Consider the following 13981-nt stretch of genomic DNA (forward strand, 5'->3'; position numbering starts at 1 on the left):
CATAATCGGCGTTTTGGATTGACAAAATATTACAAGATGTAATAATATGTATATTACAAGGCGTAATAGTATAGGAGGTGATGATCTATGGGAAATAATATGAATATCTCAAATGCGGAGATGAAAGTAATGAACCATATTTGGGAAGCAGGGGAAATGGTTACAGTCCCTGATATGGTGACGATTTTAAATGAAGAAGGGGAGGAATGGGCATATCAAACGGTAGCTACATTTTTAAGACGCCTTGAAGCAAAGGGGTTTTTAGCAACTACGAAACAAGGTAAGAAGCTTTGCTACTTTCCCTTAATCAGTAAGGAGCAGTATGAAAAAAATGAAGCGGAAGGTTTTATTGAAAGCAAGTTCGGAGGATCGCTGAAGAACTTTCTTGTAGCCTTCCGCGGCAGTGAGAAAATCGGTAAAAATGATATTGAGGATTTGAAGGCGTGGTTAGATGAATTTGATGATTGAACGTGCGTTTATTATGGCGCTGCTATTGTCTATCAGCGGATTTATCTTTTGTGCTATTTATCTGCCATTTGAAAAATTAGCGTATAAATTGACTTCTGCAAAGACTATGGTCTTTGTAAATACATTGGCACTGTTTTCTTTTATTACGCCACTATATTTTGCAGTATCAATCAGAGATGGAAGCGAGAGCGCTTTTACTCGGTCTGATATGTTGATATATCAGGATGTAGGGGGATATGAGGGCTTTGTCTGCAATGTAAGAAGTCATATACATTTGGAGGAATATCTTGGGGTTATATGGCTGATAGGAGCAGTATTTTTCCTGATTTATTATGTGTGGAGATATGTACGGCTGATATATTTTGCGAGAAAAAGTATGTTTCGTATCAATGACGATTTATGGTATGAAAAATTCTCTGCAATGAAGGACGACAAGAAGGCGGCAAATGTGAGACTTGTTGGGAGCTGTAATATATCTACGCTGTGTACAATTGGCGTAAAAAACAGGTTCATTGTAATCCCTTCTTACATAATAAATTCCTTCGATGAGGAAGAAGTCGGGTTTATTTTGGAGCATGAATTTTATCATGTTATGCACCAAGACTTGTTGAGAAGACTGCTTATGCTGATTTTGAACTGCTTGAATTGGTTTAATCCGTTGTATTATTTTTTGCGGAATAATCTCTCTGAATGGATAGAAGCAGCTTGCGATGAGGAAGTAACGAAGAATTTTACAAAGACGCAAAGACGGAAATACTGCCAGTTAATGATAAAGGCTTTAGAACTGGAAGAGAGTAGAACTAAGTGTGAAATTCTCAGCGTCAGCTTTGCTGGATTAGATTTAAAGAATTATAAAAGGAGGATGACGAAGATTATGAAGAAGAACGGGACAGGCGGTATGTTAGGAAAGGTGACGGTAGCTACTGTGGCAATGATGTCTATGTTTTGTGGTAATGCAGTTGCAAAAGAAGCTGATGTACCTGTAAATATGATGTTTTCTAAAAATGTAGAGATTGTAGAAACTGGCGAATTTGAAGAAGTCGATGATTCTGAAATCATGGATAACCTTGATTTTCAGACCGACAGTTTTGCAAATATGAGCGAGTTTGTTCCGTGCGATACGAATGATACAACGTATGAGATCATTTACAATGGCAAGGTAACATTTGTATCTGATCTGGGACAAGGGCAGATCGAACCGAAGCACGTTCACAATATTGTTGATATTACACTGAAGGAGCATAAGAAAAATAGTGATGGTTCCTGCAAGACCACATACTATGAAGGGAAAAAATGTACATCCTGTGGGACAATATGGAAAGGCGATGTGATTAAGACGGTTACGGAAGATCCTTGTATGCACTGATCGATAAATAAGATAAGGAGGGGGTATGAAGAAAAAAGGAAATCGAGGAACGGAGGTGATAAAAATATCCTGAGTGAAAATGCAGAACCGTGCGACCAACACAAAATTTATTTCAAACAGGATATAAATTATACTACAAATGTAGTTAAAAGGGGATGTAAATTTTAAGGAAAGGATTGATAATATGTTTAAATATAAAAAGATAGTTTCTGTGTTTATGGCAAGCGTTATTTGCTTAGGACTGCAAACAAGCGTCTTTGCAAATGAAAACGTATCTTCTGAATCATTGGACAGCAGTTTTTCAAGTTCCTTAGAAACACAGGCGGCTGAAACAGCATTTTTAGATATTAAAGATCAAATTATTAAGGACTATGGTGAATTATATGAATTGGATGATTTTAGTTACGATTACAAAGTAAGAGATAATCAAGGGAAAAAATATCTTGATATCAACGTATATGTAGATATGACGCTAACAAGACATCCGTCCCAGAGTCCGTATGTTTTAGGTATGCAAAAGGCTTTGAATGAAGTAGAGGATACATCGATAAAGAATGAGTTGCAGGCTGAAATCGATTCGTATGTTAAGGAAATTGAAACAATGTATTTCAACATTCCAGATAGCGCTACGTTTACCTATGCCATAGAATTGGATAATAATAAGAATTTGAGAACAAAAAGTTCAGATGCAAATTATAAATTGTTTTATAGAACAGATACTGATGAAGAAATTTTGCTGATTGATACAGATAGCTTAGCCGAGGTAGAAGATTTTGATGAGGTTTATCAATCTGGATATAAGGCATTGGAAAAATTAGAATCTGTTGCAAAAACACCGTTGTTAAATTCTGATTCAACGGCAAGTACAAAGGCATCCGTTTCCTACGATAGGATTGCAGCAAGAGATTGGGCTTTTGATAACTGGGATGCGACTCCGGAGTATCCTTCATCTACTGTTGCGGGAACAGATTGTGCGAACTTTGTATCTAAGGCATTAAATGCCGGTGGGATTCCAGAGGATAAATCCGGTAAATGGTATCGTGCGGCAACGTGGGGCGGCTGGCCTGGAGATCATTGGTTTAGAACAGGTTACAATGGCCAAACGGGTGTTGTAATTTATATGAAAAATAAAGGCTATTTTTACAAAGAATCTGATGAAAGCGTGATTGCGGCAGGATGCATTATGTACTGGAATAATACAAGCCATGTAGCGCTTGTAACTGCCGGAGACGGTGTTACTATTAAATATACACAACATGGCGCTTCTCAGACAAAAAATACTGTTTATAAGAAATCGGAAGTAAGTGCTTCTTTCTATAAAGCGTCTAAGTCGATTACTTGAGGGGGAAAAGCGAATGAAGAAATGTACGAGTTTGATGCTTGGAGTGTTATTACTAATTTGTACAGCGGGTTGCCAAAATACTGAACAGCAACAGACTATGTCAGGTGCGTACGATATATATGAAGGCTATCTAACAGTTAATGATAATCAACTAATTGTTGATGATTTTAAATTTATTGATTTGTCAGATAGGTATTGGATAGACTCTTTGGAACTAACAGAAAAAGATATGCCGGATGGGTACTATATCTATAATCCTTCGGATACAAAATTAACATTCGCTTTAAATGAAGAAACTCGGTATGATTTTTATGATACAGATGCTTTATTTATTTCAGATGATAACGAAAGTCGTATGTATACAACAAAAGAATTATCTGAATTTCTGAAGAAATTTGATTTAGGTAATGGAGAACTTGGCAAAACACCATTTGAAATACAGGTACTTGAAGATGGCAGAGTAATTTCTATTAGAGAAATTTTTGTCAATTAAAGTGATTTAGCTTGAAAGATATAAAGCAAATCTAAATAAAGTGTAGGGAAAATGTTGTTGATATAGGTACAAACAAAAATATGGATTATTGCTACATCAACCCTGCATATAACAAAGAGCTGCAGTAAATAGCAGAAAAAAAGGGCAACCCAATAAAAGATGGCAAGCGAGGGGATACAATGGCCTGCCACTTGTATAATCAGGGGAGGAAGAAATGAAAAAATGTTGGTATTAGTGCTTGTGGTGGTATTTATCATCGCAATATTAGGCGGCAGGCATTATTATAAATCCAAAATCGAGGACACGGATCAAGTGTTATATGAAAATCACGACTTAGGGATCGGCTTTCTTATGCCGAAAGGCTACAAAGAAAATCCTTTTGAAATAGAAGAAAGTTCTACGGAAAACGGGGTAGTAATCAGCTTTTTGGAACCTGAGAGCAAGGTATTGTTTTTTTCTCTGTACTACATGGATAGAAATTATTGGGACGAAGAAGTAAAGGAGAACTTTTTGGCGCCATATTCGGAAGTGTATAGGGGCGATGACAATGTTTTGTTATGTATCAATGTTTCCGATGTTCAGTATGACGTAAATAATACCGATCAGTGGGAGAAATACCTTGAATTATGGGATTTAAAAGAGGAAATATGTCAGAGCCTGTATTTTATAGAGAGCTAAATATTTCGATGGTACAGAAAACGGCAGCAATATGGAAATGCCACTTATTTTTATAAGTGATATTTTAAAATTTCTATGGAGGAGGGTGATTTTATGAAGAAAAAAGAGCGAAAAGAAACGGAGGTGAAAAAAATATCCTGAGTGAAAATACAGAACCGTGCGACCAACACAAAATCTGTTTCAAACAGGATGTATACATTATATCAGAAAAATCCCTTTTATGGAATAGGAAAAATACATTTTGTAATGACATTTGATTGAGACAGCAAGGAGGAAACAAAATGAAAAGATTTTTAGCAATGGCATTAGCCGCTGTATTATCTATGGGAACAGCTGCAACTGCATTTGCAGGCGCAGATGACGCATATTTCTTTGGGGATGAAGAATTCCTTACGGAAATGGAAGATGTTGAGTATCACATGGACAGAATGGGGTACTATACAAAGATTTATACAAACCCTACTTCTTCGCGGTTTACGGCTTCTCGCCTGAACAGCAGTGTGCTTTATGTAGCAGGGCATGGTTCTAAATATAGCATTGAAACTGGGGATAGCGGTATTTGTATCGATGGCAGCGCAGGTCTTAAAGATGTAAGTGATTCCAGTTTCTCCAGAACAGAAATGGCGATCATGGCGGCCTGCAAAACAGGGAAATATACCAATCGACCTACAGAGTGCTTAGCAGGTACGATTGAGGATAATGGCGCAAACTTTGTTCTTGCATGGACAGGTAGCCCTAACACAGGAATTCTGGGAGACTACACAGAAAGATTTGCACGTTATGTACGCAGAGGGGACAAATACTTGGATGCGGCTATCAATACACGGGCTTACCTGATTTCCAAAGGAGCATTTGAAACAAGTGCCGTATTTGATAACATCCTGTTTGGCAGAGTAAATGACACACTTCCCGAAGTAGCAACAAGAGCAGCGAAACAGGCGGCTAAAACAGCTGTAAATCCTGTAGCAGCATATCTTGATGATGAACTGAATCAGAAGGTTGTTGAAGAAGCTGTAGCATACAATGCTGGTTCCTCCGATTTTGATGAGATCGAGCAGTATATTCAGGAAAATGTAGACGCTGACTTTGTACTGGATGATTACAGCATCAAAGAATTTGGCGAGGAAGAAAATGGCGTAAACCAGATTTCCTTCCGTCTGAAAATCGGTGGCGTTTCCTCTAACTACGGCTTCATCGTTCTGTGCATTGATGATGAAATGAAACTCATTACTTTCACAGACAATTACGAAGATATGACAGCAGATGAAATCAAAGATATGCCGATGGCTCGAGCTATGGTAAACAGAAATGATGGGGATCTGCTGGAAATGGCAATCAGAGCAGACGGCTATGACTATGAAGTAGATGAGCAGTACATTGAGAAATACTATGATGTAACTGCAGGCAAGATTGTCAACGCTGTCAATACAGTATACGTTGACGAAAATGGCGGATACTTCTGCACAGAAAATAAATTCTAATTTTGCCAATTACATATGTAATTTTGTGGAACAGGAACATCCTGTTCCACAAAATTTATTTTTATTTACAAAAGGAGGTTTTTTTATGAGTAAGAAGAAATTTGTTACAATGGGGGCTGTTGTGGGATCGCTTATGCTTACTCAAGGCGTGTTTGCCGCAGGGATTGCGGTGACGCCATCGCAAAATGTGCTTTCTGTTCAGTCAGGGGAGACAGTTAATAAGGTTGACGCTGTGCCAGCGTACATGTATCAGGACAGCAATTATTTTATGCTGCGGGACATTGGCAGGATCGTAGGCTATCAGGTCGATTGGGACCGAAATGCGAAGAAAATTACTATGACAAAAGATAAGTCTGCACAGAATTTTGACGGCCTGAGCGCTGCGAAACAGGCGGAAAATGTCAAGAAGGATCAGCAGACTATTGTTATAGATGGAAATGAATATCAGGATATGGAGTGCCTGAATATTGATGGGTATAATTATTTCAAGCTGCGTGATTTGGCTGAGGCAATGGATTTTATCTGCGGCTGGGATAATAACACAAATACTATCATGCTTACAATGGGTAAGGAAACTACAACTGATACACCTGACGTACCCAAGACAGCCGAAACGAACATATCCGTTGACAGATTTTTAGACCCTGAGCTGAACCAAAAAGTCATCAAGGAAGATGTGTCCTATGTTTCCGGCTCGAAGGACTATAGCGAAATCGAAAAATATATAAAAGAGAACATTGACAAGGATTTTAGCGTAGATGATTACACCATTACAGAAGATGATGTAAACGGCTTATTATCCGGGTATAATTCTCTTGTAATGAGACTGGATGTAAATGGTGTAAGAGCCAATTTTGGATATCTCGTTACCTGCTTGAACGGAAAGGCTGCCTTGATCACATTCATTGGTGAGAAAAATGAGGATTTTGATATAGCGAAAATAGGCACACTGCAGCTGTCCGATGAAGAAGCGAAACAGAAAGCCATAGAAGCCGATGGTTATGATTATCAGGTCGATGAGCAGAGAATCTACCGTTTCTTTGATATGAATGATCTGAAAAATAAATGCGAGGTAGAGACTGTGTATATAAATGATACCGGACACTATTTTGCTACATCGCACATCTTTGAATAATAGATTTCTCTAAATCAATTTTAAGGAGTGGAGGTTCTCGCCGCAGGGATTGCGATGACGCTATCGCAAAATGCGCTTTCTGTTCAGTCAGGGGAGACAGTTAATAAGGTTGACGCTGTGCCGGCGTATATGTACCAGGACAGCAATTATTTTATGCTACGGGACATTGGCAGGAACGTCGGCTATCAGGTTGATTGGGACGAAGAAGTAAAGGAGAACTTTTCGGCACCATATTCGGAAGTGTATAGGAGTGATGACAATGTTTTGTCATGTATCAATGTTTCCGATGTTCAGTATGACGTAAATAATATCGATCAGTGGGAGAAATACCTTGAATTATGGGATTTAAGAGAGGAAATATGCCAAAGCCTATATTTTATAGAGAGCTAAATATTTCGATGGTACAGAAAACGGCAGCAATATGGAAATGCCACTTATTTCTATAAGTGATGTTTTAAAATCTCTAAAAAGGAGGGTGGTTTCATGAAGAAAAAAGGAAACAAAGAAATGGGGGTGATAAAAATATCCTGAATGAAAATGCAGAACCGTGCGACCAACACAAAATCTGTTTCAAACAGGATATATAAAATTATATCATGGCAGCTAATAAAATTCTATGCATATTTAAGAGTTTTAAGGTTATTTTGGTAAAGACATTCCTGATGAAAAAAGAAATTTTGTCACAACTCAATATTATAGAAAAATCTAAATGAAAAAAGCATTAAATGCCAAGCGTTTAATAGATGTGTCTATAATATTTTTTAAAAGCTGTTTGTAGTAAGGAGGAATTATAATGTTTAAAAAGATAATCGCTTTAGCAATGACATTTGTTATGAGTGTTGGCGGTGTAGTTAATGCTTATGCTGCAGTAGGGGGAGAAAACCAATTTGTTTCTACAAACGAACAGGGAAAAAGTACATTAGTAATTGGTGAGAACAAGCTGGTTGCGTGGGATAATGGAAATGAAGTTATTGTAGAACAATATGACCTAAATGATAATTTGCTTTATACTGCAGTTAGTAGTAGAGACACTGGAGATATTGTAACCACTGGCGTAGATAAAACTGTTAAGAAAATGAATGCGAAAGACTTCGGGAATACAATTGTAAAAGAAGTAAATCCAGGTATGTCTATAATGGGATTTAATAGCTTTAGTAAAGTTGCTACTGTGGGGGTATCTAATATTTTTACTCAAGAGAGAGCAACTATGCATGTATATGAAAAAATGACGAATAGAAAGGATACTACTTATACAGTTAATAAGACTAGTACAGAACTTGCGTCTATTGCAGCAGCAGTTGCAGTTGGTTTAGTTGTCCCTAGTGGCTATGCAATAGCAATTGTTGAGGCATTGGTTAATGCAGGGATTGGCTATGTTTCTGGTAAAATAGTAACTATCTTAACTTCGACTACTCTTTCTGTATATAGATACGATTTGAGTTATTATGGAAAAGATAAAATTACAGCTGATACATCTCCTACATTTAACAAATGTGGTTATAAATATGTTGCAAAAGATGATTTGAAAGAATGGCTGAGGGGCGAAGAATACTTTGATGGTCAGTACTATGATCCCGAAGATTTTACGGCATCTTTAAGTTTGCTTGATGTTATGACAGAATATTTATATGGGGTAGATTTTTCTCCATATGAACTTTAATTTTGAACCCTACCTCTTGATTTTATCAAGAGGTAGGAATATTTTTTAGAGGTTATTTTAGGAGGAACAAAATTGATGACATTTTTCGCTATACTCTGTATTATTGTTTTTGTTGAATATTTAGTACATATATCGAAAAAAATATTGACAAATTTTAATCAGGGCGAAAATTTAGTTCAAAAGGAATCAAATGAATTTGTAAGAAAAACTATATTTATTGGATCAGTTTTTTTGATGCCATATAAAATTCAGGCGATAATGCTTTTAGTTTATTTTGCATATATTTTTGTGTTTTTGTATTATTTGGAGAAAAAAAGTAAAAAAAATTATAAACAATTTAGATATGAAAATGAAATTAAAAAAATAAGAGAAAACAACTTAATTGGATTAGTTGTCTTGTTTATGCTATATATAATTTTGTTGTTTTGAATGTGATGGTAACATTTGTTATACAAATTATTGAATATATGCTATTATATTCTTAATGACCCTACCCATAATGAGAAAAATTTGGATATATTTTTTCTAGAACATAAAAAATAACAAGAAAGAGGGCGAGTTGATATTTGCCTCAGATTGCCGAAAAAGTCTATCAAAAGCTTTAGCTACAAGAAAAAAACTTCTGTATGTAAATGCTGTTTAATAAAACGGTATTATACAATAGCATATATTTTACTGGTAAAAGAAAAAATATTCACAAAAGGAGGGGCTATTGTGGACGCAAATAAACGGCTGCGAGAATTGCTTGATAAAAGTAGCTGGACAGAATATAGATTATCAAAAAACTGCGGCTTATCACAGTCTACCCTTGCAAATATTTTTAAGAGAAATAATATTCCGTCTATCAAAACTCTTGAAAGCATTTGTGATGGCTTTGGCATTACATTGGCGCAGTTTTTTGCGGATGGAGATATGGTTGAGTTGACACCAGAGCTGAAAGAGATATTTGATAGGTGGATGATTCTTACTCCTGATCAGAAAGATGCCTTGCTCTCCATGCTACGAGCTTTTCAAGATCGCAAATAGAATATAAATGAAATGCAGTTCAGGACGGCAGATTCTACATTTATAATAATGCCGCCGAAAATGCGACCCGCCCATACACAGTTGGTCGCAAGAACTGGCTCTTTGCAGATACACCTAAAGGAGCTTCCTGCATCTGCAGCTGTATATAGCGTTGCCGAAACGGCAAAAGCAAATGGAATCAATGTTTATACATATCCGCAGTATCTGCTGCTGTGCATGCACGATACCAACGGATACAATCATGTGGAAGAACTGGGTCATCTGATGCCATAGGCTGAGGTGGTTCAGACAGAATACAGGTGAAAAATATAAGGATGGCATTATACGCCATCCTTTTTCATGTTTCAAGATGCTATCTTGTTAATCGCTTACCTTAGACAGAGGATTGCCTGTTGCTAACAAAATAATATTTATCCAGAAATCCCGTGTGCTTATGCACATGGGATTTTCAAATTTGTAGTTAAGCAGGTGTCATATTTGATTGTTAAAGGCGTTTCGATTAGAAGGAATTGGCAAATAAAGCAAAATATTCTTTTTATCTCTAAGTCAAAAGAAAGATTTTAACCCCTTATTTTTAGAAAATGAGCAAAACAGTGGTTCGCTGTTGGGATAGAAAGTGAAAGGGAAATAAACCGACCTTTCGGTGTATGAGAGGGGGTGGAAACTTTTGAAACTATCGCCGTCTCAGATGAAAACCGTTAGACACCAATTTGATACTATATGTCGGAAGGTGCTACGGGAAGAAAGCCGCAACATCGACAAAATCCGTGGACGTAGATTGAAAAGAGAAATTTGTTTTTCTGGCCTGCCGCAATATGAGGTAGACAAGCTGTTCACAGAGGATGGGTATTTTTTTGATAATACATATTTTGAAGTGATGGATCAGACGGTTGCTATCAAAAATGATAAATTGGCCGAGGCTATAGAATCTTTAGCAAAGGAAAAACAGCAAATTATTTTGCTTTCTTACTTTTTTGATATGACAGATCGAGAGATAGCTGAAGTACTTGATTCATTTCGGTCAACAATCCAGAGAAAAAAGGTGAATTCAATTAAGGAACTGAAAATCAAATTGGAGGTTGAAGTAAATGAGAAGAAAAAAGAATAGCGAATGGAATTTGATAGAGTTCCCTGTTATTGAAGCAGCAGTAGGCGGAAATACGGAAGCACTCAATGGAATTTTGAAGCATTATGAAGCGTATATTTCATTTTTATCAATTCGGTGGTTTTATGATGAAAATGGTATTCCTAGAAGTTATGTGGATGAGGAAAAACGTCGAATGCTTGAAATCAAACTGGTGACTATGATTCTTAATTTTGAAATTATTAAGGTAGCATAACAGTTAATTTTTTGAAAACGGTGGTATGCCACTTTCCCCTTTCCATACCACCGTATCTATTTTTGATCTATATCAGTTATCAAATATGGCTTGATGACTGATATAGGTTAAAAACCTATTGATCTTTGAAAAAGAAAACGTTTTCTGCGTAGTATATAGCAAACAGGTACGTTTGTATTAGGGGGAGCCGGCAGCAGATACGCCAAGACCTTTTTAAAAAGTGAGCGGGGAGAGTCATGCTGCAAGTGGATTGGCAGTCTGCGGGCCATGATCCTTAATGCAGTATAATGATACTCCCGTATTGAACGCCTTCACAGCATTGTACGGTATCCTCATAGGTATGAGATAAGGTGAGATTCCTGTGGAGCTGTGCCAACAGCCGCCTGGTTGCGGATTAAAAGTATAGGACAAAGTTGGTGTTACATATACTCCAGTGAGAGAGGTGGATTATATGACTTTAAAAGAACTTGATGATTTAAGTAGGGTGGAAGTTGGAGTATCGGAATTCGATGATTTAAAAAATATTGATGAAATTGCTATTGATAATTCATTGGATGCTAATCAAAGGGTGTTGGATTTTATAGAAAAGATGGGGAATCCGTACTGTTTTTATTGTGGAGAGATATTGGTACGAATCAATTTTGATTCTACAGGAATTGATTTGAGGACAAGGTTATTAAATTATTTTGTTGGATTGAAGTAAAAAAATAGGGGGATAAAATCAACACAGATTATATTAAGGAAGAAACAGGCAAGGTTATCCAACGGCAGATGGATGTGTTTGCCTGTTTTTTGCTTATATGTAAGTGGATGTGCTATGATTTGAATGTGATTATAGAAGAATGGAGGCAAAATGGGACGTAGAAGACGAAATGATATTGAACAGAGCAATTCTTCGCAATTCAAAACATGGAAAGTTGGCAAATATATTCGATTATCTCGTGATGACGGGAATAGCGAAAGTGAGAGTATTACAAACCAAAGAAAAATCTTGAATGAACACATTCCTGATTTTTTTGAAGATGACTATGACATTATCGATGAATATATTGATGATGGACGAACTGGTACATCTGATGATACCCGTCCTGATTTTCTCAGGTTGATCGAAGATGTGAAAAGAGGAAGGATAAATTGTATCATAACAAAAAATCTTTCTCGTGCATTCAGAAATAGTGCGAATCAGGGAAAGTTTCTGGAGGAGTTTATTCCTTTATATAACACAAGATTTATTTCTTTATATGAGCCTAGGATTGATACATTTTTGAATCCTGAGATTGTACATAGCCTAGAGGTTAGTATCACTGGCTTTATCAATGAACAATATGCGTATAAAACAAGCATGGATATTCGACGTACTTTTGATATGAAACGCAAGAAAGGAGAGTTTATTGGCGCTTTTGCTCCGTATGGGTATAAAAAGAATCCGGAGAATAAAAATGCTTTAATCATTGATGAGGAAGCTGCTGAAGTTGTAAGAGATATTTTTCATTGGTTTGTAAATGAAGGAATGAGTAAATATGGAATTACCAGAAGGCTGAATGAATTAGGTGTGCTAAATCCAGCAGCATATAAACGAAAAAAGGGCCTGAATTATGCAAATCCCCAGAAAATGTTGAATGATGGTTTGTGGAGCGAAAAAACAGTAGCAACAATTCTTGCCAATGAGGTGTATATCGGGACGATGGTGCAAGGACGGCAGAAAATTGTCAGTTATAAGGTGCATCAGGCTATACGAATGGATGAAAAAGATTGGTATGTTGTTCCGAATACGCATGAAGCAATTATTGATAAAGAGACTTTTCAAAAAGCACAGTCTCTTCATCAAAGAGACACCAGAACAGCACCGGGGAAGAAAACAGTGTATCTGTTTTCAGGATTTTTGAAGTGTGCAGATTGTAAAAAGCATATGACAAGAAAATCATCGAAAGGATATACCTATTATAGTTGTTCCACTTACAAAAAGAAGTCGAAAGAACATTGTACAAAACATTCCATTCGGGAAGATGTTTTGGAAAAAGCAGTTCTTCTGACGATTCAAAAACAGATCCAGCTTGTGGAAGATCTGAATGGACTGGTAGAGGAAATCGGGAGTGCGCCGCTGGTTCATACAGCATCGAAGCGCATTGATGGGACGTTGGTAGCCAAGAAAAGGGAACTTCAGAAATTGGAATCCATTTCAGATACGTTATATATGGACTGGCGTACTGGAGAAATAACAAAAGAAGAGTACAGACGTATCAAGGAAAAATATAAAAGCCAGGTGGAACAGCTTCAGGCGGTGATTACAAATCTTGAAGAAGAAAAAGCAGCTCTTGAAAAGGGAATAAAATCTAATGAGCCATATTTCGAGATGTTTATGAAACATAAGAATATAACCCATCTAGAGCGAGGTTTGCTGGTAGAATTGGTTGATACTATTTATGTTCATGAAAATGGGGCATTGACAATCATGTTCCGGTTTGCAGATCAGTATAAGAAAATCATGGAATATATCGAAAATAATAGGAAGGAAAATGCATTTTTGCATGATGAAAAAACGGGTTGATTATGCTGCGGAATATTAGACGGAAAGTTGTGCAAATACGAGTGGCTCAGTCGCGCCAGTAGCCCCCGTAGCGCCAGTTGCACCGTCTTTGCCGGTAGCCCCTGTAGCGCCCGTTGCGCCGGTAGCTCCGGTTGCACCGGTGGCACCGGTTGCCCCAGTTGCCCCAGTCGCGCCAGTAGCCCCTGTTTCGCCATCGTTGCCATCTGCGCCGGTGGCACCTCTGGGGATGACGAAATCCAGTACGTGGTTGGGGCTGCCTGTTACATCTGTAACGGATGCAGGAGTGCCTGGTTCACCGGTGGTTGTAGTGCGAATGGTGATGGTTTCACTGATACCGGTTGCGCCAGTAGCACCGGTTTGACCGTCTCTGCCGGTAGCGCCGGTTGCTCCCGTTGTGCCGGTGGCACCGGTTGCCCCTGTGGCACCGGTCCTGCCGGTTGCGCC

The 13981-nt window shown here is 37.6% G+C and carries 15 protein-coding genes and 2 pseudogenes; 16 read left to right on the forward strand and 1 reads right to left on the reverse strand.

Annotated features, from left to right (window positions below):
• The first annotated feature begins 87 nt into the window (after positions 1-87).
• From ACI39P_RS04665 to ACI39P_RS04740, 16 genes and pseudogenes are all read left to right on the forward strand, one after another.
• A complete protein-coding gene (locus ACI39P_RS04665; protein ID WP_439716050.1) occupies positions 88-468 on the forward strand; it encodes a BlaI/MecI/CopY family transcriptional regulator in 381 nt (126 codons plus the stop codon).
• Entirely contained in the window at positions 452-1834 is a 1383-nt protein-coding gene (locus tag ACI39P_RS04670; protein WP_439719529.1) for a M56 family metallopeptidase, read from the forward strand. Before ACI39P_RS04665 ends, ACI39P_RS04670 begins: the two co-directional genes overlap by 17 nt.
• 184 nt (positions 1835-2018) lie before the next feature.
• Positions 2019-3176 carry an amidase domain-containing protein gene (locus ACI39P_RS04675; protein WP_439719530.1) on the forward strand — a complete coding sequence of 386 codons (1158 nt, stop codon included), beginning with the start codon at positions 2019-2021 and terminating at the stop codon, positions 3174-3176.
• Positions 3177-3189: 13 nt separating this feature from the next.
• A complete protein-coding gene (locus ACI39P_RS04680; protein WP_439716156.1) occupies positions 3190-3669 on the forward strand; it encodes a hypothetical protein in 480 nt (159 codons plus the stop codon).
• Between the two features lie 222 nt (positions 3670-3891).
• The gene (locus ACI39P_RS04685) at positions 3892-4347 is read left to right on the forward strand and encodes a hypothetical protein (protein ID WP_439719531.1); all 456 of its coding nucleotides are present in this window, start codon (positions 3892-3894) and stop codon (positions 4345-4347) included.
• A 281-nt stretch (positions 4348-4628) separates the two neighbouring features.
• The gene (locus ACI39P_RS04690; protein WP_439719532.1) at positions 4629-5828 is read left to right on the forward strand and encodes a hypothetical protein; all 1200 of its coding nucleotides are present in this window, start codon (positions 4629-4631) and stop codon (positions 5826-5828) included.
• A gap of 85 nt (positions 5829-5913) precedes the next feature.
• A complete protein-coding gene (locus ACI39P_RS04695) occupies positions 5914-6963 on the forward strand; it encodes a stalk domain-containing protein (RefSeq protein ID WP_439719533.1) in 1050 nt (349 codons plus the stop codon).
• A gap of 793 nt (positions 6964-7756) precedes the next feature.
• A complete protein-coding gene (locus ACI39P_RS04700; protein ID WP_439719534.1) occupies positions 7757-8623 on the forward strand; it encodes a hypothetical protein in 867 nt (288 codons plus the stop codon).
• A gap of 72 nt (positions 8624-8695) precedes the next feature.
• Positions 8696-9052: a hypothetical protein gene (locus ACI39P_RS04705; RefSeq protein WP_439719535.1), complete on the forward strand. Its 357-nt coding sequence runs from the start codon at positions 8696-8698 to the stop codon at positions 9050-9052.
• Between the two features lie 285 nt (positions 9053-9337).
• Positions 9338-9649, forward strand: coding sequence for a helix-turn-helix domain-containing protein (locus ACI39P_RS04710; protein WP_439719536.1), 312 nt, complete (start codon positions 9338-9340; stop codon positions 9647-9649).
• Between the two features lie 44 nt (positions 9650-9693).
• A pseudogene (locus ACI39P_RS04715) lies at positions 9694-9922 on the forward strand (IS66 family transposase); the annotation flags it as partial.
• Positions 9923-9948: 26 nt separating this feature from the next.
• Entirely contained in the window at positions 9949-10026 is a 78-nt protein-coding gene (locus ACI39P_RS04720) for a sortase B protein-sorting domain-containing protein (protein WP_439719569.1), read from the forward strand.
• Between the two features lie 290 nt (positions 10027-10316).
• Positions 10317-10757: an RNA polymerase sigma factor gene (locus tag ACI39P_RS04725; RefSeq protein ID WP_439719537.1), complete on the forward strand. Its 441-nt coding sequence runs from the start codon at positions 10317-10319 to the stop codon at positions 10755-10757.
• Positions 10738-10989, forward strand: coding sequence for a helix-turn-helix domain-containing protein (locus ACI39P_RS04730; protein WP_439719538.1), 252 nt, complete (start codon positions 10738-10740; stop codon positions 10987-10989). The genes ACI39P_RS04725 and ACI39P_RS04730 overlap by 20 nt, the downstream gene beginning before the upstream one ends.
• Positions 10990-11440: 451 nt before the next feature.
• The gene (locus ACI39P_RS04735) at positions 11441-11692 is read left to right on the forward strand and encodes a DUF6870 family protein (protein WP_439719539.1); all 252 of its coding nucleotides are present in this window, start codon (positions 11441-11443) and stop codon (positions 11690-11692) included.
• Between the two features lie 150 nt (positions 11693-11842).
• The gene (locus ACI39P_RS04740) at positions 11843-13537 is read left to right on the forward strand and encodes a recombinase family protein (protein WP_439719540.1); all 1695 of its coding nucleotides are present in this window, start codon (positions 11843-11845) and stop codon (positions 13535-13537) included.
• A 15-nt stretch (positions 13538-13552) separates the two neighbouring features.
• Here the strand turns inward: ACI39P_RS04740 and ACI39P_RS04745 are convergent.
• Positions 13553-13981 (reverse strand): annotated as a pseudogene (locus tag ACI39P_RS04745) (collagen-like protein); the annotation flags it as partial.

It is taken from the genome of Anaerotignum sp. (assembly GCF_051877975.1).
Classification (GTDB): domain Bacteria; phylum Bacillota; class Clostridia; order Lachnospirales; family Anaerotignaceae; genus Anaerotignum_A.

What these genes read in the sequence shown, in the direction of transcription:
- ACI39P_RS04665 (WP_439716050.1), top strand. Translation starts at nt 88, where the DNA reads ATGGGAAATAATATGAATATCTCAAATGCGGAGATGAAAGTAATGAAC.
- ACI39P_RS04670 (WP_439719529.1), top strand. Translation starts at nt 452, where the DNA reads ATGAATTTGATGATTGAACGTGCGTTTATTATGGCGCTGCTATTGTCT.
- ACI39P_RS04675 (WP_439719530.1), top strand. Translation starts at nt 2,019, where the DNA reads ATGTTTAAATATAAAAAGATAGTTTCTGTGTTTATGGCAAGCGTTATT.
- ACI39P_RS04680 (WP_439716156.1), top strand. Translation starts at nt 3,190, where the DNA reads ATGAAGAAATGTACGAGTTTGATGCTTGGAGTGTTATTACTAATTTGT.
- ACI39P_RS04685 (WP_439719531.1), top strand. Translation starts at nt 3,892, where the DNA reads ATGTTGGTATTAGTGCTTGTGGTGGTATTTATCATCGCAATATTAGGC.
- ACI39P_RS04690 (WP_439719532.1), top strand. Translation starts at nt 4,629, where the DNA reads ATGAAAAGATTTTTAGCAATGGCATTAGCCGCTGTATTATCTATGGGA.
- ACI39P_RS04695 (WP_439719533.1), top strand. Translation starts at nt 5,914, where the DNA reads ATGAGTAAGAAGAAATTTGTTACAATGGGGGCTGTTGTGGGATCGCTT.
- ACI39P_RS04700 (WP_439719534.1), top strand. Translation starts at nt 7,757, where the DNA reads ATGTTTAAAAAGATAATCGCTTTAGCAATGACATTTGTTATGAGTGTT.
- ACI39P_RS04730 (WP_439719538.1), top strand. Translation starts at nt 10,738, where the DNA reads ATGAGAAGAAAAAAGAATAGCGAATGGAATTTGATAGAGTTCCCTGTT.
- ACI39P_RS04735 (WP_439719539.1), top strand. Translation starts at nt 11,441, where the DNA reads ATGACTTTAAAAGAACTTGATGATTTAAGTAGGGTGGAAGTTGGAGTA.
- ACI39P_RS04740 (WP_439719540.1), top strand. Translation starts at nt 11,843, where the DNA reads ATGGGACGTAGAAGACGAAATGATATTGAACAGAGCAATTCTTCGCAA.